The sequence below is a fragment of the Vreelandella sp. F11 genome (assembly GCF_042466685.1).
In the GTDB taxonomy this organism is placed as follows: domain Bacteria; phylum Pseudomonadota; class Gammaproteobacteria; order Pseudomonadales; family Halomonadaceae; genus Vreelandella.
This window is the reverse complement of sequence record NZ_CP170448.1, coordinates 54,934-74,449: the sequence shown is the minus strand read 5'-3', so window position 1 is coordinate 74,449 and position 19,516 is coordinate 54,934. Positions and strand designations below refer to the sequence as shown.

General features: G+C 57.1%; 18 protein-coding genes. 11 read left to right on the top strand and 7 right to left on the bottom strand.

Going from position 1 to position 19,516, the window contains the following annotated elements:
- Positions 1-53: 53 nt before the first annotated feature.
- The gene (locus ACFIOZ_RS00335; RefSeq protein ID WP_386081473.1) at positions 54-2,255 is read left to right on the top strand and encodes a TRAP transporter permease; all 2,202 of its coding nucleotides are present in this window, start codon (positions 54-56) and stop codon (positions 2,253-2,255) included.
- A gap of 98 nt (positions 2,256-2,353) precedes the next feature.
- Here ACFIOZ_RS00335 and metF read toward each other — a convergent pair whose 3' ends face one another.
- Positions 2,354-3,196, bottom strand: coding sequence for a methylenetetrahydrofolate reductase [NAD(P)H] (gene metF, locus ACFIOZ_RS00330; protein ID WP_386081472.1), 843 nt, complete (start codon positions 3,194-3,196; stop codon positions 2,354-2,356).
- A 143-nt stretch (positions 3,197-3,339) separates the two neighbouring features.
- Between metF and ACFIOZ_RS00325 the strand changes: the two genes are divergently transcribed.
- On the top strand, positions 3,340-4,275 hold the full coding sequence (locus ACFIOZ_RS00325) for an AEC family transporter (protein WP_386081470.1): 936 nt from the start codon (positions 3,340-3,342) through the stop codon (positions 4,273-4,275).
- Positions 4,276-4,286: 11 nt separating this feature from the next.
- Here the strand turns inward: ACFIOZ_RS00325 and ligB are convergent, their stop codons facing one another.
- From ligB to metK, 5 genes are all read right to left on the bottom strand, one after another.
- Complete coding sequence (gene ligB, locus ACFIOZ_RS00320; RefSeq protein WP_386081468.1) at positions 4,287-5,969, bottom strand: NAD-dependent DNA ligase LigB; 1,683 nt, start codon at positions 5,967-5,969, stop codon at positions 4,287-4,289.
- A 100-nt stretch (positions 5,970-6,069) separates the two neighbouring features.
- Positions 6,070-6,831 carry an ABC transporter ATP-binding protein gene (locus ACFIOZ_RS00315; RefSeq protein WP_386081466.1) on the bottom strand — a complete coding sequence of 254 codons (762 nt, stop codon included), beginning with the start codon at positions 6,829-6,831 and terminating at the stop codon, positions 6,070-6,072.
- Positions 6,828-7,886 carry a FecCD family ABC transporter permease gene (locus ACFIOZ_RS00310; RefSeq protein ID WP_386081465.1) on the bottom strand — a complete coding sequence of 353 codons (1,059 nt, stop codon included), beginning with the start codon at positions 7,884-7,886 and terminating at the stop codon, positions 6,828-6,830. Before ACFIOZ_RS00310 ends, ACFIOZ_RS00315 begins: the two co-directional genes overlap by 4 nt.
- Complete coding sequence (locus ACFIOZ_RS00305; protein ID WP_386081463.1) at positions 7,883-8,902, bottom strand: ABC transporter substrate-binding protein; 1,020 nt, start codon at positions 8,900-8,902, stop codon at positions 7,883-7,885. Before ACFIOZ_RS00305 ends, ACFIOZ_RS00310 begins: the two co-directional genes overlap by 4 nt.
- Before the next feature lie 203 nt (positions 8,903-9,105).
- Entirely contained in the window at positions 9,106-10,326 is a 1,221-nt protein-coding gene (gene metK / locus ACFIOZ_RS00300) for a methionine adenosyltransferase (RefSeq protein ID WP_226251416.1), read from the bottom strand.
- Between the two features lie 254 nt (positions 10,327-10,580).
- Here metK and tkt point away from each other — a divergent pair, with 254 nt between their 5' ends.
- The 7 genes from tkt (at position 10,581) to ACFIOZ_RS00265 (ending at position 17,704) form a co-directional block, all read left to right on the top strand.
- A complete protein-coding gene (tkt, locus tag ACFIOZ_RS00295; protein ID WP_386081461.1) occupies positions 10,581-12,572 on the top strand; it encodes a transketolase in 1,992 nt (663 codons plus the stop codon).
- A 3-nt stretch (positions 12,573-12,575) separates the two neighbouring features.
- The gene (locus tag ACFIOZ_RS00290; RefSeq protein ID WP_386081459.1) at positions 12,576-12,929 is read left to right on the top strand and encodes a CidA/LrgA family protein; all 354 of its coding nucleotides are present in this window, start codon (positions 12,576-12,578) and stop codon (positions 12,927-12,929) included.
- Positions 12,919-13,644 (top strand): LrgB family protein, encoded by a 726-nt coding sequence (locus tag ACFIOZ_RS00285; protein WP_386081457.1) that lies wholly within the window; start codon positions 12,919-12,921, stop codon positions 13,642-13,644. The genes ACFIOZ_RS00290 and ACFIOZ_RS00285 overlap by 11 nt, the downstream gene beginning before the upstream one ends.
- A 105-nt stretch (positions 13,645-13,749) precedes the next feature.
- On the top strand, positions 13,750-14,787 hold the full coding sequence (locus ACFIOZ_RS00280) for a type I glyceraldehyde-3-phosphate dehydrogenase (protein ID WP_386081456.1): 1,038 nt from the start codon (positions 13,750-13,752) through the stop codon (positions 14,785-14,787).
- Between the two features lie 72 nt (positions 14,788-14,859).
- Complete coding sequence (locus tag ACFIOZ_RS00275; protein ID WP_386081454.1) at positions 14,860-16,029, top strand: phosphoglycerate kinase; 1,170 nt, start codon at positions 14,860-14,862, stop codon at positions 16,027-16,029.
- Between the two features lie 109 nt (positions 16,030-16,138).
- The gene (gene fba / locus ACFIOZ_RS00270; RefSeq protein WP_386081453.1) at positions 16,139-17,203 is read left to right on the top strand and encodes a class II fructose-bisphosphate aldolase; all 1,065 of its coding nucleotides are present in this window, start codon (positions 16,139-16,141) and stop codon (positions 17,201-17,203) included.
- A gap of 150 nt (positions 17,204-17,353) precedes the next feature.
- Positions 17,354-17,704 (top strand): hypothetical protein, encoded by a 351-nt coding sequence (locus ACFIOZ_RS00265; protein WP_386081451.1) that lies wholly within the window; start codon positions 17,354-17,356, stop codon positions 17,702-17,704.
- Between the two features lie 16 nt (positions 17,705-17,720).
- Here ACFIOZ_RS00265 and ACFIOZ_RS00260 read toward each other — a convergent pair whose 3' ends face one another.
- On the bottom strand, positions 17,721-18,146 hold the full coding sequence (locus ACFIOZ_RS00260; protein ID WP_386081449.1) for a hypothetical protein: 426 nt from the start codon (positions 18,144-18,146) through the stop codon (positions 17,721-17,723).
- Between the two features lie 284 nt (positions 18,147-18,430).
- Between ACFIOZ_RS00260 and ACFIOZ_RS00255 the strand changes: the two genes are divergently transcribed.
- Together ACFIOZ_RS00255 and ACFIOZ_RS00250 are read left to right on the top strand one after the other, a co-directional pair.
- Positions 18,431-19,132, top strand: coding sequence for an HAD family hydrolase (locus ACFIOZ_RS00255; RefSeq protein WP_386081447.1), 702 nt, complete (start codon positions 18,431-18,433; stop codon positions 19,130-19,132).
- Positions 19,132-19,506, top strand: a complete 375-nt coding sequence (locus ACFIOZ_RS00250) for a translation initiation factor Sui1 (protein WP_386081444.1) — start codon at positions 19,132-19,134, stop codon at positions 19,504-19,506. Before ACFIOZ_RS00255 ends, ACFIOZ_RS00250 begins: the two co-directional genes overlap by 1 nt.
- The last annotated feature ends 10 nt before the right edge of the window (positions 19,507-19,516 follow it).

Sequence of the window (19,516 nt, the reverse complement as noted above, 5' to 3'; positions counted from 1 at the left end):
AGCTTTCGCTGCTACTCCCCCTTTGTCTGCTTTTGCTGTGAGGGTGAACTCTAATGAGTCACAAAACCGACCAAGACCCCAATGGCCTCAAGGACGATGCCCACGCGGCGTCAGCGATACCCGAATCCATTGCCGATGGTGTCGATGAAGACGTTGTTGAACCCAATCGCCGCCTATTTACCGGCTGGCAGTTCCTGCTATTTGCGGCATTAGCGATCGCTTACTCAAGTTTCCATCTGATTTCCCTCAACGTGTATCCGATGGAAACCTGGTCGTTTCGTATCGTGCATATTGCCGGTGCGCTTATTCTAGGATACGGACTATTTGCTGGCGCACGTTTCGCCGACGACGACCACCAGGCATCCGGCGCCTGGATTAAGTGGGTGAGCTACGCGCTACTGATTCCTGCCGCCTATACCCTAGCGCAAGTCTTTTTAATGCATCAAACGCTTAGCGGCGAAGCGATGCGCATCGACCCGAGTATTGAAAACTGGCACTACGGCTATCCGCTCATGGCAACGACGGCGGGTGCCATTGTATTGTCATGGTTTTATCGTCAGGCGCGGCATCGCTTTAATCCTGCTGATTTGGTGCTGATGGTCTGTGCGCTGGCTAGCGCTGGCTATTTACTAGTGGCATACAACACCAATATCCGTATGTCGACGGGTACCTCTTTCGCACCATCAGGCATCTCCTGGGCAGCTATTGCGGGCTCCCTGCTGATTCTGGAGCTCACCCGCCGGGTAGCCGGTCTGGCTCTGGTGGTTATTTCTGCAGTTTTCCTGACCTACGTATTCGCTGGCCCTTATTTGCCAGGCTTTTTAGGTTATCCGGGGCTGTCACTACAGCGCTTCTTTAGTCAGGTGTACACGGACGCCGGTATCCTCGGCCCCACCACCGCAGTGTCATCGACCTATATTATTCTGTTCATTATTTTTGCTGCTTTCCTGCAGGCCTCTAAAGTCGGCGATTACTTCGTAAACTTCGCCTTTGCTGCAGCAGGCCGTGCCCGTGGTGGCCCCGCCAAGGTGGCCATTTTTGCCTCTGGCTTGATGGGTATGATTAACGGTACCTCGGCAGGTAACGTGGTTTCCACCGGCTCACTGACCATTCCGTTGATGAAGAAAGTCGGCTACCCCGCACGTAGCGCGGGTGCCATTGAGGCAGCCGCCTCAACCGGTGGGCAAATCATGCCGCCGATTATGGGCGCGGGTGCGTTCATCATGGCAGAAGTGACCGGTATTCCGTACACCGAGATTGCCCTTGCCGCGGTCATTCCGGCGATTCTCTACTTTGCCTCTATCTACTTTATGGTCGACTTTGAAGCCGCCCGTAAAGGCATGCGCGGTATGCGCAAAGATGAGATCCCGCTGTTCTCGAAGCTGGTCAAACAGGTCTACCTATTTGCGCCGATTATTATCCTGATTGTCGCGCTGTTTATGGGCTATTCGGTGATTCGCGCCGGTACCTTGGCGACGGCGTCAGCCGCTGTGGTCAGTTGGCTGTCACCCAATAAAATGGGATTTCGTGCGATTCTTAAAGCGCTGCAGATAGCGGGCACCATGTCGATTCAAATTATCGCCGTGTGTGCCTGTGCGGGCCTAATCGTCGGGGTTATCTCGCTGACCGGTGTGGGCGCGCGCTTCTCGTCGCTGCTACTTGGCTTAGCGGGCGTGAGCCAACTATTGGCACTGGTGTTCGCCATGCTGATTAGTATCCTACTCGGTATGGGCATGCCCACCACCGCTGCCTACGCGGTGGCCGCTTCAGTGGTCGCGCCAGGCTTGATCAATATCGGCATTGAGCCGCTGATTGCTCACTTCTTCGTATTCTACTTTGCGGTCGTCTCAGCGATTACCCCGCCCGTTGCCTTAGCCTCCTATGCAGCCGCCGGTATCTCTGGCGACAACCCCATGGGCACCTCGGTGGCCTCTTTCAAAATTGGTTTGGCCGCCTTTATCGTGCCGTTTATGTTCTTCTACAGCCCGGCCATGCTGATGGAAGGCTCCGCCATGCAGATCCTCCGCGTCGGGGTTACCGCAACCCTGGGCATTGTTCTGCTCTCTGGAATGGTGCAGGCGTGGTTCTTTGGGCCGGTTAACGCCTTACAGCGCGTGCTCATGCTGGTGGGGGCGATGTTCTTGATCTACGGCGGTATCTACACTGACGTTATTGGCCTTGCGATTGGTATCGTGCTGTTCGTGATGCAGCGCAAGCTACATGGCGGTGGTAACAAAACGGCGCAAGCGGGCTGATTGATGTAAGCCGTTAATCGCTAAGCCTAAAAAACCCCGCTCAACAATGGTTGAGTGGGGTTTTTAATGCGTACAAGGTTCATCAATAAACGGGGTAGTTAGTCTGTCAGGTTATCAACGATCTTCAGCACCGGCGCGGCTTGATTAAGCGTGTAGAAGTGTAGGCCTGGCGCACCGCCATCCAGTAGACGCTGGCAGAGACGGCTCACCACATCGGTACCAAAAGCGGCAATCGCTTCGCTGTCGTCACCATAGGACTCCAACTGCTTACGAATCCAGCGCGGGATCTCGGCACCACAGGCGTCAGAAAAACGCGCCAGCTTGGTGTAGTTGGTAATCGGCATGATGCCGGGAATAATCGGCTGCTCGACGCCCAGCGCACGGGCTTTATCGACGAAGTTAAAATAGGCATCGGCGGTAAAGAAGTACTGGGTAATGGCCATATTGGCCCCCGCCTTCATTTTACGCGCGAAGTTCTCCACATCCTTATCAAGGTTAGGCGCCTGTGGATGAGATTCAGGGTAAGCCGCCACCGCTATGTCGAAATGGTCGCCGGTTTCCGCGCGGATAAACTCAACCAGTTCGTTGGCATAGCGCAGCTCACCAATGCTCCCCATTCCTGAGGGCATGTCTCCGCGTAAAGCGACTAAACTATCCACCCCTTCTTCACGATATTGCAACAGCAAGTCACGTAGCTGAGCTTTCTCGCTGCCGATGCAAGATAGGTGCGGCGCGGTGCTAATACCACTCTCGCTGACCTCGCGCACCACCTGACGCGTACGCGCCTGGGTAGACCCGCCTGCACCGTAAGTCACCGAAAAAAAGCGCGGATTGCGTGCGGCCAGTTCATCGCGAACGTGGATCAGCTTGTCGCGCCCGGCATCGGTATTGGGCGGAAAGAATTCAAAGCTGATACCTAGCGGATGCTCATGGCTGCTCATGGGACTTCCTTATTAGTGATTAATAATAGTGATATTTTGGGGTATTCTCGCTGTTCCATCGCGCTGGGGCTAATGAAAGATTCCACGCTTGGCCTTTAATTCGGCTCATGTTAGCCGTTCATACTATTTTATCGGGAGCCACCATGGATTTAGCACCCAGCGCCTTAATGGGGCCACTTCTGATGCTACTGGGGTATGTCGGGCTAGGCTGGATAGCCGCACAACGGTTAAAAATAGATCCCCGCCCGATTGCGACGCTGCTGGTGTACCTGATTGCCCCCTTTACGATTTTTCGCGCGCTGATGAACGGTGGCCCGACACCTGGCTACCTGTTGCTCACATTAGCGCTGTTCATTGTGGCAAGCCTGATGGCGCTGGTGGTACAACGCCTCACTCGCCACCGTTTTGGTGAGCAGGAGGCGGCCCTGCTGGCGTTCTCTTCGGGAACGGGCAATACCGGCTATTTTGGCCTACCGATTGCGTTGATTTTGCTGCCCCCCGAAGGTGTCACCCTCTACCTGTTCTGTATGCTGGGAATTAATATCTACGAATTTACCGTAGGCTTTTACCTTAGCGCACGCGGGCGTTTTTCAGTACGTGAGAGTCTGATCAAAATTTCTCGCTTACCGCTTATCTATGCGTTCCTGCTAGCGTTACTGCTTAGCACTCTCGAAGTCACTATGCCTACTGCGGTAATGAGTTCGCTGGCGGTATTTCCCGCCACCTATACGCTGCTGGGTATGATGATTATTGGTATGACGCTTAGCCAAGTGACGCTTTCCGCCTGGGATACGCGCTTTGTAGCCGCCTGTTTAGGGCTACGCTACCTGATGTGGCCATTGGTCATGCTAGTGGCTGTGTTAATACTGCAGTGGGTCACGCCACTTTCCACAGAGTTAGCCCTAGCGTTGCTGTTGATAGGCGTGGTGCCCATGGCTGCTAATGTGGTGGTGGTTGCGATGGAACTGGGTATTCAGCCGCAAAAAGGGGCATTAGCGGTGCTGGTAACGACACTGCTTGCGCCGCTGCTGATTCCGCTCTATCTCGGTTTAATGCTGCGCCTCACCGGGCTTGGTTAGTGATTGAGCCGTTAAAAACCAGCAACCCCCGCCTGGTTAAGCTGTGCGGCCATGCGCTGCACTTCCGGGTGACTGAAAAACGCTACCAGCGCCTCAGCACGCACCGGGCCAACGCCTGGAACGGCTTGCCACTGTTCGCGCTGGTAACTCGCTAACTCATACCACTCCCCGCGAACCGCCTCACTCCCCGGCGGCGCGCCCAACGCCCTTAGCCAAGCCGAAAACGGCTGACTACGGGCGACTTGAAATTGCTCAGTGAGCGAGGCGGCGGTGGCCTCGCCAATACCGTAGGCCTGCTGCAGCTGGCGTGGTTCAACGTCCAGCCAGTCGAGGAGCTGCGTGACCACACCCGCTTCCATTAGCGCTTGCCAGGTACCTTCACCGATACCCTGCATAGCTAACTGCTCGCCCAAGTAGCTAAGCCGCGCCAACAGTTGGCTTTCACAGCCGGGGGTTAACTCAAAACAGCTCAGCAGATGGTAGCGCTGGGGTAGCGGCGGAGAGAGCGGCGAGCGCTCCTGGGTGTGCCACACCACTTCGCTTAGCTGGGGGATCGTTAGCCCCGCTAGCGTAATCGCTACTTGGTCGCCGGGACGAACATCCAGCGACTCCCAGCGATCCAAGGAGCCTAGCGAGACGCGGCTGATGCGCCGCCCTTCTAACACCACTGGGTTAAGCCATACCAGCGGCGTTACTCGCCCGGTGCGGCCAACGCGAAACTCTATACCGCGCACTTCTGCCAGCGCCTGCTGAGCGGGGTATTTCCAGGCAATGGCCCACTCCGGTGGCGACGATGACCAGCGGCGCACGCCGGGGCGCTCAGCCTGTTTAATCACCACGCCGTCGGTGGCAAACGGCAGCGGGCCATTGAACCAGCTATCGCGCCAGTAGGTGGCATCACGGCGATCATCCAAGGGATAGGTGTAGTCAGCGCTATCAAAGCCCAGCGCACTCAGCTGGGCTAAGCGGCTTTCCATGTCGTTCGGGCCGTCAGGCCAGCCCCAGACAAACAGGCCAATACGCTCAAGAGTGGCCGCCTCAGGCGAAGACTGTGCCATGGCGCCTGCCACCGCCCCACGGGCACCCGAAGAGGGTGAGCGCGCCTGAATGTGCTCTTCCATCCGCCAGTAAAGCTCGCCTTGGAGTAGCGCAGAAATCGGCTCGGGTAGTGTATTGGGAATAGCGGGGAGCTGTCGGGCGCGCGCCGTCCAGTCTTGGCCCCGTTCGCCGTCCCCGCGGCTGACGGCTTCGACCAGTTCGCCATCGACATAGCGCAGCGTCACCGCTACGCCGTCCACTTTGGGTTGAATCCACAAGTCTTCGCGGCGGCTGGTAAAGCGCCTGACGCCCTCGTCATCGGCTTTATTGAGACCGCGCTGGGCCGCTGGGTGCGCACGGGTGCCGTCGCTACTGCTCACACGGGTCAGCGGACGATGGGGCGTCGTGTCACCCAGGCAGGCCTGCCAACTTTCCAGACGTGCCAGCGCCTGATCGTAAAGCTCATCAGCAACCAGCGATTCACCGCCATCATGGTAAGCGCGATCCCACACCTCGATATGTTCGGTCAGCGCCTGGGTCTCCAGCGCTAGCTGCTCCTGAGGCCAGTCGGGGCACTCTTCTGCCTGCGCCATAAACGCCATGACTAACAGGCCACTCAGCAACCCCACTTTCATCACCCATCGCCCACCCAGCATATCCGCACTCCCTTGATGACAAGAAAAGACACAGTGCCTGCAACGCCATGCTAAGTTTAACTTAACTCAAAGTATGAGCGATGCAATACAAGGCAAATTTCTAACGCGCGAAATGAATATGCAGCCGATCATGGTGGGGCGAGGTTTCTATATGGGCATCTACCGCAAAGACATCGCTCAGCAGGCGCTGAGTCAGCACCTCTTCAGGCGTACCGGTGGCTACGATTCTGCCTGCCTGCATGACGATCAATCGATCACAGTACATCGCCGCATGGTTGAGGTCATGGAGTGCCATGATACTGGTCAGCGGCAGGCTGGAGACCAGCCGCAACAGGTTGACCTGATGCTGAACATCCAGATGGTTGGTGGGTTCGTCAAGGATCAGCTCTTGGGGTGACTGGGCCAGGGCTCGCGCCACATGGGTGCGCTGTTTCTCGCCCCCGGAGAGGCTATGCCAGGCATCGTCCCGCTTTACGCTCATGCCGGTACGCTCCAGCGCTGCGTTGACCGCCGTATCGTCCTCCCGCGTCCAGCCCGATAGCATCGAGCGGTGCGGGAAGCGGCCCAGTTTGACCACATCGATCACCTTGAGATTGGCATTGGTCGTGGCGTGCTGTTCGATGAAGGCCACGCGCTTGGCAATGGCCCGGCGGCGAAAGGTGGCAAGATCTTGCCCGCCCAGCACGACTCGTCCGGCATGCGGTCGCTTGAGGCCGGCCAACAGCCGTAACAGTGAGGTTTTGCCAGAGCCATTGGGGCCCAACACACCCAGTAGCTTTCCCTGTTCGGCTTCGAAGGAGACACCATCGATCACCGTTTTGGTGCCGATTTTCCAGATCAGATTGTCGGCCTTGATGCTCATGATGCGCGCTGTAACCGGTAAAGAATGACAGAGAAGAACGGCACGCCCACCAGCGCCGTGACCACACCGATCGGCAGGGTTTGCTGCGGAATCAACACGCGAGAGGCGATATCCGCTACCACCATGAAGATCGCTCCCACGATGGCACAGGCAGGGAGCAGGACGGCGTGGCGTGGGCCCACCACGAAACGCGCCGCGTGGGGAACCACCAGGCCAACGAAGCCAATGGTGCCAACCATGCTGACGATGGTAGCGGTAATGACGGCCGTCAGCGCAAACAGGATGATCCGCGTTTGTGCGACATTGACCCCCAACGAGGCGGCCGCTTCGTCACCAAAGGCAAACGCATCCAGTACCCGCGCGTAGCATAGGCACGCGATCAGCCCGAGGCCCACGACCGCCAAGGCCAGATAGAACTCAGGCCAGCGCACACCGCCAAAGCTACCAAGCAGCCAGAACATCACATCCCGCGCCTGCTGTGCATTACCCGCCGTCGTGACGATATAGGAGGTCACGGCGTTGAACAGCTGCGATGCCGCGACCCCAGCCAGAATAGTTCGATCCGCCCCACCGCGCGCACCGTTCGACAGCAGCGCCACAAACAGAAAAGCGGCAAAAGCGCCGATAAAGGCCCCCGAGGAGAGCGATACCGCGCCAGCGCCGAGCCCCAAGATAACGATCAGAACGGCGCCCGTCGATGCACCGGCCGAAATACCCAGCACATACGGCTCTGCCAAAGGGTTGCGCAGTATCGACTGCATGATGGCACCGGCCAACGCCAGCCCGGCGCCACACAAGGCGGCGACCAGCGCCCGGCTCAAGCGGTAATCCCAGATAATGGTTGCGTGGATACGGTTGAGCTCGAAGGAGGTCCAGCCGAGTTTGTTGGTGATCACCGCATAGGTCGTAGAGAGCGGGATCGGCATATCGCCGATCCCGACGCTGATGCCCACTACCAAACCAATGATCAGCAGTGATACCAACAGCAGCCCTGCCCCCCCTGCCAGGCGGGGCAGACGCTCGATGGCCTGCGGTATGCTCACCGTCACACTCATCTCAGACCCAACGCCTCAAGCTGTTCGGCTACCTGTTCGGCACCAAAAAGCGTTCTGAGCGTAGGGTTCATCGCTTGGCCGTCCATAACCACAATGGCGCCGTTTTTGACGGCTCTCATCTCACGAGTCGCCGGATCCGAGTTGAGAAAGGCAATCTTCGCATCGGCGTCGTCAAGCTCCCAACGGTCACGCTCGACGCGGGATACCACGATCACATCTGGGTCAGTGGCGATAATGCTCTCCCAGCCGAGTGTCGGCCACTCCGCCTCAGACTCGATGGCATTGGTGCCCCCCAATACGTCGGCGATAAAGCCGGATGCGCTGTACTTGCCGCCCAGGTGGGCGTCCGCCGCGGGAGAGGAGCTGGAGAACCAGAACAGATAGGAGAGCGGCTCGTCACTGTCAGGAGACGCTGCCCGCAGCGCGGCCTCACGCTGTTTTAGGTCGTCGATCAAGGCATCACCGCGATCGTTTACATCGAAAATCCGGGCGAGGTCTTCAATCTCATGATACAAGGCGCCCATATTCCACAGCTGGGCGCGATCGCCGTAGCCGTACTTGTCCTGGGCCATCCCTTCAGCGACGCAGGTACCGGGCGAAAGGTAGGTCGGTATGCCCATCTTACTGAAGTCGTCGCGAGTGGCCACTCGGCTGGACTCCCCCAGCAGGCTGGGGAGCGCTGCCGCTACGAAGTCAGGCTGCTCGGCCAGAATCGATTCGAAGGTCGGGAACTCCACCGTCAACACTTTTACCTGGTCGTTGGCATCGGCCAGTTGAGGCAAGACGCTGTTGGGCCAGAAGGCTGTGCCCGCCATTCTGTCTTCCAGGCCGAGCATCAGCATCAGCTCAGCGCTGTTTTGACCGAGGCCAATCGCCCGCTCGGGTGCCTGATCGAAGGTCACTTCTACCCCGCAGTTGTTCAGCGTCAAGGGGTATTGCGTGTCGCCCGCCAGGATCGAGGACGATGCCAGGCCTAGCAGGGTGGAGAATCCGGTCACAGCAAGAAGACGTGTCATGGAGCACCCATCACTATTGGTAGAGGTGTAACGATTACAGCGGCTGCACTGATCAGATAGCGCTAGTACTGATACGCATTTACCAGCGCGCGCACTATAATCGAAAACCATTCTCATCACAACCTACATCCATGCGCCCCCAATAGAAACGCCCCCTGCATGGAGCAGGAGGCGCTGAAGGTCAGCTTCAGGCGGCTAAGCGCTTACAAACCGGCAGCCTTACGCAGCGCTTCCGCTTTATCGACCTTTTCCCATGGGAAGGCGGTAAAGGTTTCGGTATGCGCTTGGCCTTTATCGTCACTCCACGTGTAGCTGTGCTCGAACGGCGCCCGGCCAAAGTGGCCGTAAGCGGCGGTGAGCTGATACATGGGGTGAAGCAGGTCGAGCATTTTGGTGATTGCGTAGGGGCGCAGGTCAAAGTGCTCGCGAACCAGGGCAACGATCCTGGCATCGTCAATTTTACCCGTGCCGAACGTATCGATGGAGACAGAGGTCGGCTCGGCAACACCAATCGCGTAGGAGACCTGAATCTCACACTTGTCAGCCAGGCCCGAGGCCACCACATTCTTGGCCACATAGCGACCCGCATAGGCGGCGCTGCGATCCACTTTAGAGGGATCTTTACCTGAGAACGCACCGCCGCCGTGGCGTGCCATACCGCCGTAGGTGTCGACGATGATTTTACGCCCGGTCAACCCGCAGTCACCTACCGGGCCGCCAATGACGAATTTGCCGGTGGGGTTGATATGGTACTGGGTACTCTCATCCAACCACTCAGCGGGGATCACCTGCTCGATGACCTCGCGCTTGATCATTTTGCGCAGGTCTTCCTGATCAATATCTGGGTCGTGCTGGGTAGACAGAACGATGGCATCAACACCACAGGGCTGGCCTTCGGCGTTATAGCGGAAGGTGACCTGGCTTTTGGCATCCGGACGCAGCCATGGCAGTAGGCCATTTTTACGCAGTTCGGCCTGACGTTCGACTAAACGGTGGGAGTAGTGGATCGGTGCCGGCATAAACGAATCGGTTTCGTTAGTTGCGTAGCCGAACATCAGGCCCTGGTCACCAGCGCCCTGATCTTCCGGCTTACTGCGGTCAACGCCCTGGGCGATATCGACACTCTGCTTGCCTATCAGGTTAACCACGCCGCAGGTCGCACCGTCAAAGCCGACATCAGACGAGTTATAGCCAATGCTGATAATCACATCGCGTACGAGGGTTTCTAAATCGACCCAGGCGGAGGTGGTAATCTCGCCGGCAATAATCGCCACCCCGGTTTTCACCATGGTTTCACAGGCAACACGGGCCTGTTTATCGCGGGCGATAATGGCATCTAGCACCGCGTCAGAGATCTGATCGGCAATCTTATCGGGATGACCTTCGGAGACGGACTCGGAGGTAAACAGGGAATATTCGCTCATCGCGCACTCTACCCTCTGTATGACGGCTGTATTTAATCCACAGCATCAGCAGGAAATCATGGCAGGTGTCCCCTGCCCGTATTAGTGAAGCGATAGCATTACTTTTCTACCGCGTCGGGAGGCAGAGTCTACACGCTGTCGGCGATGCTTCCCAGAACGTGATCCCCAGAATTTGCCGCTACATTTGCCGCAACATGGGAAGTCAGCGACAATAGCGCCTTTATAATTTCTGTTTTCAGGCGAGGAGCACCCCCATGCCGTCCCGTTTTGAGCTAGCCAATGCCATTCGCGCCCTCTCCATGGATGCCGTTCAGAAGGCCAAGTCCGGCCACCCGGGCGCCCCCATGGGCATGGCTGATATCGCTGAGGTGCTATGGAATGACTACCTCAAGCACAACCCCGAAGACCCCAAGTGGGCCGATCGTGACCGCTTTGTGCTCTCCAATGGCCACGGCTCCATGCTGCTCTACTCGCTGCTCCACCTCAGCGGTTACGAGCTAAGCCTGGAGCAGCTGCAGAACTTCCGCCAGCTGCATTCACCCACCGCGGGCCACCCGGAATTTGGCTACGCACCTGGCATTGAGACGACTACTGGCCCCCTCGGCCAGGGCTTTGCCAACGCCGTAGGCTTCGCGATTGCCGAAAAAACCCTGGCAGCGCAGTTTAACCGCCCTGGCCACACCATTGTCGATCACCACACTTGGTGCTTTTTGGGTGACGGCTGCCTGATGGAAGGCATTTCCCACGAAGCCGCCTCGCTGGCCGGTACCCAGCAGTTGGGTAAGTTGCTCGCTCTGTATGACGACAACGGCATCTCGATCGATGGGGAAGTGGAAGGCTGGTTTACCGACGATACTGCCAAACGTTTTGAGGCTTACGGCTGGCACGTGGTGCCCAATGTGGATGGCCACAAGCCTGAAGAGGTGAAAGCCGCTATTGAGCTGGCCAAGAGCCACGACGATAAGCCGAGCCTGATCATCTGCAAAACCATCATCGGCTTTGGTGCGCCCAACAAGCAGGGCAAAGAGGACGCCCACGGTGCGCCCTTAGGCGACGACGAAGTGGCGCTGGCGCGCACACAGCTCGACTGGCCTCATGCGCCGTTCCATATTCCTGAACCAATCTACTCGGCTTGGGATGCCCGCTCTGAAGGCAAGGCTCGCCAGCAGGAGTGGGAAGCGCGCTTTGCCCGCTATGCTGAAGCCTTCCCCACGCAAGCGCGGGAGTTCAAGCGCCGCATGAAGCGCCAGCTGCCGACAGAGCTGCCCACTGAAGCCTTGATTGAGCAGGCCCAAGAGCGTGGCGAAACGATTGCGTCTCGCAAAGCCTCCTTTGAAGTGTTAAATGCCATTGGCCCGAAAATGCCGGAACTGCTGGGCGGCAGCGCCGACTTGGCGCCGTCTAACCTGACCTTCTGGAAAGGCGCCCAAGCGATTACCCCGGAAGACGCCAGCGGTAACTACCTGCACTACGGTGTGCGTGAGTTTGGCATGGGGGCGGTCATGAACGGTATCGCCCTGCACGGCGGCCTGGTGCCTTACGGGGCGACCTTCCTGATCTTTATGGAGTACATGCGTAATTCGATCCGCATGGCGTCGTTGATGGGTCAGCAGGTAATTTACGTGTTTACCCACGACTCTATCGGCTTGGGTGAAGATGGCCCTACCCACCAGCCCATTGAGCAGCTCACCAGCCTGCGCACCACGCCTAACCTGAACACCTGGCGCCCCTGCGATGCGGTAGAAACCGCCGCGGCCTGGGATGCGGCGATTAAGCGTCACTCTGGCCCCACGGCGTTGGTACTCTCTCGCCAGAATCTGCCCCATCAGCAGCGCACCAAAGCGCAGCTGGCGTCGATTCAAAACGGGGCGTATGTCCTGAAAGACAGCGAAGGAACACCCGAGCTGATTCTGATTGCCACCGGTTCTGAAGTGGCCCTGGCGATGGAGGCCGCTGCGGAGCTTGAACAGCAGGGTAAAGCGGTGCGTGTCGTGTCTATGCCATCAGCCTATCGCTTTAATGGCCAGGATGCGGAGTATCGCGAAAGCGTACTGCCCAAAGCGGTCACCAAGCGTATCGCCATCGAAGCCGCCCACGCCGACTACTGGTACAAGTATGTGGGTTTGGAAGGCCGCGTGATCGGCATGACCACCTACGGCGAATCCGCCCCGGCGGGGGATCTGTTCAAGCACTTCGGCTTTACCGTCGACAATGTGGTCAAGCAAGCCAACGAACTACTCGGCTAAGTCATGCCCGCGCTCAGTGGCTTTCTATGGCTGATTAGCTACTGGCTGATCGGTGAAGTGGTGATCCACTTCACCGCTCTGCCGATCTCGTCAGGCGTGATCGGGATGCTGCTGCTCTGCGCAACGCTCGCCGTGCGGGGCCGTGTTCCTACCAGCATTGCCGCTGCCGCCCAGCCGCTGATTGCACTCCTCGCCATGCTGATTATGCCCGGCGTTGTGGGGGTGTTTTTTATCATCGGCGAGCTGGCTGGACAGTGGACGGCTATCCTTATCGCCTTAGTGTTGGGTACGTTACTCAGTGTGGTAACCACGCTGTGGTTGCTCAAGCGGCTAATCGGGCAACCCCATGCCCGATAACTCCTCGCTGCTCACGCTATTAACCACCACCCCGCTATTTGCAGTCGGGTTAACGCTGGCTGCCTATTTGCTTGGCAGCCTTCTGTTTCAGCGTTTAAAGCGCCCCTCATGGCTGCCCGCTATCTTGATCGCAGCGCTGCTGCTAGCGGGGGCGTTGGCGCTAATAGGGCTGCCGTACACCACCTACCAGCAGGGGGCCACATGGTTAACGGTGCTGTTGGGGCCCGCCACGGTGGCGCTGGGTATGCCGCTCTATCAACAGCTGCCGCGGATCGTTGAGCTGTGGCGTCCACTGGCGATTTGCTTACCCATCGCGGCGACACTGGCGGCTTGCTACTCGCTGGCCATTGCCTGGTTACTGGGCAGCTCGGACACTGTACTCGCTTCCATTGCCGCTAAATCCGTGACCGCGCCAATTGCTATCGGTATTACGGAACAGCTCGGAGGTACTACCGCACTACTGCTGGGTGCACTGCTGGTCACCGGGGTGATCACCATTCCCTGCGTGAGCTTGGCAGCGCGTTGGCTGGATATCAAAGATGACCGCCTGATCGGCTTCGCCCTCGGGCTTAACGGCCACGCGATCGGCACGGTAAGGGCGTTTGAGATCAGCCCTACGGCCGGCGCTTTTGCCTCTCTGGGCATGAGCCTCACGGGTATTTTCACTGCGCTGCTGCTGCCTCTGGCTTGGCGACTAATTGGCTTGGTCAGTTGATAGGCACCGGTAGCTGATGAGAATCGCCCGCTAAAATACGTTATCATCGCAAAGCGTTCTCGACTTTTTCGATCATCGAAACACTTTTAAGAGCCACTCCCCCGCATGGCTAATTCTGCTCCCAGGTATCGCATCGCCATTAACGGTTACGGACGCATCGGCCAGTGCGTCTTACGGGCGCTCATTGAGCGGCACCACCCCGAGCTTGAAGTGGTTGCCATTAATGAGCTGTCTGACCTGGCGACCATCACGTACCTGACCCGTTACGACACTACTCATGGTCGCTTTCCAGGTGACGTCGACAACGACGGTCAGTCCCTTATCGTTGACGGCCATCGCATCCTGGTACTCTGCGAGCAAGACCCACGCAAGCTACCCTGGAAAGCGCTTGATGTAGATCTGGTGCTGGAGTGCTCTGGAAGCTTTAAAGATCGCGCCACCGCCGAGCTACACCTAGAGGCTGGCGCTAAGCGGCTACTGTTTTCCCAGCCAGCGGAGAATGATGTCGATGCCACTATTGTGTGGGGCATCAATGAAAGCGAGCTAGCGCTGTCTCAGCGCATCCTCTCTGCCGCTTCCTGCACGACCAACTGCCTTGTGCCACTACTGACCGTGCTCGACGAAGCCCTCGGCCTGGAGCATGGTGTGACGACGACGATTCATTCGGCGATGAACGACCAGCCGGTGATCGATGCCTACCACCAGACTGACCTGCGTCTTACCCGCTCAGCGATGCACTCTATTGTGCCGGTGGATACCGGCTTGGCACTCGGCATCAGCCGCTTGATGCCCCATCTTGCGGGTCGCTTTGAGTGCCTGCACGTACGCGTGCCTACTATCAATGTCTCGGCCATGGACGTGGCGCTCACCGTCAGCCGGGATACCCACCGAGACGATGTCAACGCACTGCTGCTGGCCGCCAGTCAGCAGCGCTTAAAGGGTGTGCTTGGCTATACTGAAGTCCCCATGGCGTCGGTTGATTTTAATCACGACCCCCGCTCAGGCATCCTGGACGCTACTCAAACCCGGGTCGCAGGCGAGCGCCTTATCAAGTTGCTGTGCTGGTTTGACAACGAGTGGGGGTTCGCTAACCGTATGCTCGACATTAGCCAGCGGCTGGCCAGACTTTCAGCCGAAACATGACCTGTTGCAGTCGCTTTTTATATTAGCTATTTCTATTTAGCTCAACGGCATACACACGAGGATACCGCATATATGAACGTGAAAAAGATGACTGACCTTCCCCTGGAAGGGCAACGCGTGCTGATCCGTGAAGATTTGAATGTGCCCATCAAACATGGCCGCGTCTCCAGCGACGCCCGCTTACGGGCCGCGCTGCCGACGATTCAAGCCGCCATGCAGGCGGGCGCGAAGGTGATGCTGATGAGCCACTTAGGGCGTCCCACCGAAGGCGAACCCGCTGATGAATTCTCCCTCGCACCGGTGGCTGAGCACTTAGGCGAACTCTTAGGCCGCCCAGTACCGCTGATCAAAGCCTATCTCGGTGAAACGCTGGATCTCGCCAATGGCGACGTCGTACTGCTGGAGAACGTGCGCTTTAATAGCGGCGAGAAAAAAGACGATGAGCAGTTGGCAAAACAGTACGCCGCGCTGTGCGATATCTTTGTCATGGATGCGTTTGGCACCGCCCACCGCGCCCAAGCGTCTACTCATGGGGTAGCGCGTTTTGCCCCCAGCGCCTGTGCGGGACCTTTGCTGGCCCAGGAGCTGGATGCGCTTGAAAAAGCACTGGCGCATCCGGCCCGGCCCATGGCCGCCATCGTCGGTGGCTCGAAGGTCTCTACCAAGCTGGATGTACTCACTGCACTGGCAGAGAAATGCGATCAGCTGATCGTCGGCGGCGGTATTGCCAACACCTTTATTGCCGCCGCAGGCTACAATGTGGGCAAATCGCTCCACGAAGCTGATTTGATCGGTCAAGCGAAAGCACTGATGGAAAAGGTCTCGATTCCACTGCCCACTGACGTTGTAGTGGCTACCGAATTCTCTGAGTCGGCCAAGGCGGTGGTCAAGCCAGTCGATCAAGTGGCTGATAACGAGATGATTTTGGATATCGGCCCGGATACCGCCACCCACTTGGCCAGCATGCTCAAAGACGCCGGTACCATTTTATGGAACGGCCCCGTCGGTGTGTTTGAAATCGATCAGTTTGGTAAAGGCACCCAGGTGCTTGCTCAAGCCATCGCCGATAGTGCAGGTTTCTCTATAGCTGGCGGCGGTGACACCTTAGCAGCCATTGATAAATATGCCATTGCGGATCGCGTTTCATATATTTCTACTGGCGGCGGCGCCTTTCTTGAGTATGTCGAAGGCAAGCAGTTGCCTGCCGTTGCGGCACTCGAAGCCGCCGCCAAACGCGGTTAACATTGTCTGACGAGAAAACAGCACAACTTGAACCTGAACGCTCATCACCGTTCAAATTGACAGCTCAATCTTGACAACCCAGTCTCTACCACATAGATAAGGTAATTTCATGGCTTTGATCAGCATGCGCCAGATGCTCGACCACGCCGCCGAATACGGTTACGGCATTCCGGCGTTTAACGTCAATAACCTTGAGCAGATGCGCGCCATTATGGAGGCAGCGGATGCCACCGACTCACCGGTTATTGTCCAAGCGTCTGCTGGCGCGCGTAAGTATGCGGGGGCGCCTTTTCTGCGCCATCTGATTTTGGCGGCCGTGGAAGAGTTTCCGCATATCCCTGTGGTGATGCACCAGGATCACGGCACTAGCCCTGCCGTCTGCCAGCGTTCTATTCAGCTCGGCTTCTCCTCGGTAATGATGGATGGCTCGCTAGGCGAAGATGGCAAAACGCCCACCGACTACGACTACAACGTCGACGTTACTCGTCGCGCGGTGGAAATGGCTCACGCCTGTGGCGTTTCCGTCGAGGGCGAGCTGGGTTGCCTGGGTAGCCTGGAAACTGGCATGGCCGGTGAAGAAGACGGCATCGGCGCAGAAGGCAAGCTCGATATGGAGCAACTGCTTACCGATCCGGAAGAAGCCGCAGCGTTTGTGAAAGCGACCCACGTGGACGCACTGGCGATTGCCATTGGCACCAGCCACGGTGCTTACAAATTCACCAAGCCGCCTACCGGTGACACGCTCTCTATTCAGCGCATTAAAGAGATTCACGCACGGATCCCGGACACTCACCTGGTCATGCACGGCTCCTCTTCTGTTCCCCAGGAGTGGCTGGAAGTGATTAACCAGTATGGCGGTGAGATCCCCGAAACATACGGCGTACCCGTCGAGGAGATCGTTGAGGGTATCAAGCACGGCGTGCGCAAGGTCAACATTGATACCGACCTGCGCTTGGCGTCTACCGGCGCTGTGCGTCGCTTTTTGGCGGAGAACCCGTCTGAATTCGATCCGCGTAAGTTCTTGAAAGAGACCGTTACCGCCATGCGCGATCTTTGTATCGCTCGCTACGAAGCCTTTGGTACGGCGGGCAACGCCAGTAAGATTAAACCGATCAGTCTGGAAGAGATGTTCCTGCGCTATGAGCGCGGCGAACTGGCTCCTAAGGTCAAGTAAGCGCGGCATTGCCACACTTTCGAAAGAGACGACCAATCGGTCGTCTTTTTTTGTGGCTAATTAAATAGATGTTGCAATGCAGCATTGATGCGCTAACACTGGTGTTGAGGCCACGACGTCTCGTGTTCCAGCAAGGAGGCAACAACGCTGATGAAATCGACAACTCCCCTGTCCCTAATGCCCACTACCCCGGTAGCGATGTTCGATATATGGAAAGTCGGCATCATGGCCTTTGAGCTATGGTCGACGTCTTTATCGACAATCACTATGCGACAGCATTTATGGCAAACACAGCCGTTTTTCAGTCCCAAAATGATGCAAGAAAACCAACGCATGGTCACCGAAAAACTTGAGGCCAGCATGGAGGCTGGCCTCGCTATGCAAAAAGCGCTGCTCAACTCAATGAGCGGTAAGCAAGCCCCCTGGTGGGTTACCAGCCAACACACAATGAAGCCTTACCACCAGCGTAGTAGCGCTAATTCGCGCAGGCTCGCCAAGTAGCGCTTAGGCACTGACGTTACTCACTGTCGTCGGTGCCATCCTCATCATCTTCACTATTTTCCTCTTCGCTGCTATGGATAGCGTCTTCCGGGCTGCCAGTGCCACCCGTGCCAGCTTCAGGGTTTCGCTCTTCACTCTTACCAGGCTCTAGTTCTACGTCAGCCTCGCCCTCGCTAGTGGCTATCCCCTCATTTTTCTCTTCTTCCTCCTCCTCTTCACGGGCGCGGGCCTGTTCATCGGTGTCATCAGAATCGCTGGATGACATATCCACGTCGCGTTTCACCGACCCCGCTTTAATACCGTACTCCTCTTCAAGTTCTGCATCATCCAGGGGCTCATGCTGCTCACCCTCTGACTCATGGTTATCAGCCAGCACATAGCCAGTCGTCGTTAGCAAAGCAGCACTGAGTGCAAAGGGTAGCAACCAAGGGGTTAGGCGCATTGGGCGTTCTCCGTGTTGTGGTTATGACAAGATAGTGTATCCCTGCTATCTCTTTAGCGCAGCTTAGCCATTTCCAACGCTAACGCAACAGCGTTTCCCGATGCGGGATGGCATAAAACAGTCCACTAAAATCAGCGTAGCCGTTTAAGCTGGCTCAAGAGTCGCGCTCAGGCAAGCAAAAAATAACAAAACAGTGTTCACAAATGACGTAAAATCCCGTTCAATAGCAGTATGGATGGCTTCAACTAACACTGGCAGTGCATAAGTCGCTGCAAGGAACCATAATGCCGCTCCCACTTTTGCTGTTTGATTGTGATGGCACTCTTGTCGATAGCGAACCGCTTCTGGCCGAAGAGATGGCTAGCGGTCTTAATTCAGTAGGCCTGCCTTTCGCGTCTAGTGATTATCTTGGCGAGTTTCGCGGAGCGCGCTTTCGGCGCATCGTTGCTGAACTGCAAAAACGCTTTGGTGAGGTTGACCCTGAACAACTTGACCGCATGGAAGCCTCTATGCGGGCCAATCTAGCCAGCCGACTTGCCCAGGAGCTGACGACCATACCTGGCGCCCAAGAAGCGCTGGATACCTTATCGGCGTACCCCAGTGCGGTGGTTTCTAATGGGCCTGAAAGTAAAATTCACACGGCGTTAGAAGCGACAGGGCTTAGCCGCTACTTCGGCAAACGTTTTTTCAGTGGTTATACCGCCAATTGCTGGAAGCCCGAGCCCTGTCTACATTTATACGCAGCGAGTATCATGGGCTATTCAGCGCATGACTGCATTGCCATAGACGATGCCTTGGTAGGTGTTCGCGCAGCGCTTCAAGCGGGGATGACGGTGATCCACTTAAACCGTTTCCCAGATGCTGAAACAACGCCTGAAAACGCTATTATGATCAGTAATATGTATCAACTGCCCGCTGTGGTGGAGCGACTCACGCGTGAGTACTGGCAAACCCCTGTGCCTCAACACTCAATGGGAGGAGGATGATGGCCTCTTTACGAGATCAGCTCGGTGGGCTGGTTTACTCCACCGAACATGGCAAGACCTGCCCTACCTGCCGGGAACCACTTGATGCCTGCCACTGCGATGATTTGAGTGAGCAGCAGCGTCTAGCGGCACTGGATGGCGTGGTACGGATTCGCCGCGAAACGAGTGGCCGTAAAGGCAAAGGCGTAACGACCATTAGTGGCATTCCACTGCCTAGCGAAGAGCTTAAAACCTTGGCAAAAACGCTTAAAAAGCGTTGTGGAACTGGCGGAGCCGTTAAAGAGGGTGTTATTGAAATTCAAGGCGATCATCGCGACACCTTGCGTCAAGCATTAAGCGATCTGGGTTACCAGGTTAAACTCGCTGGAGGTTAGGCCTCTACAC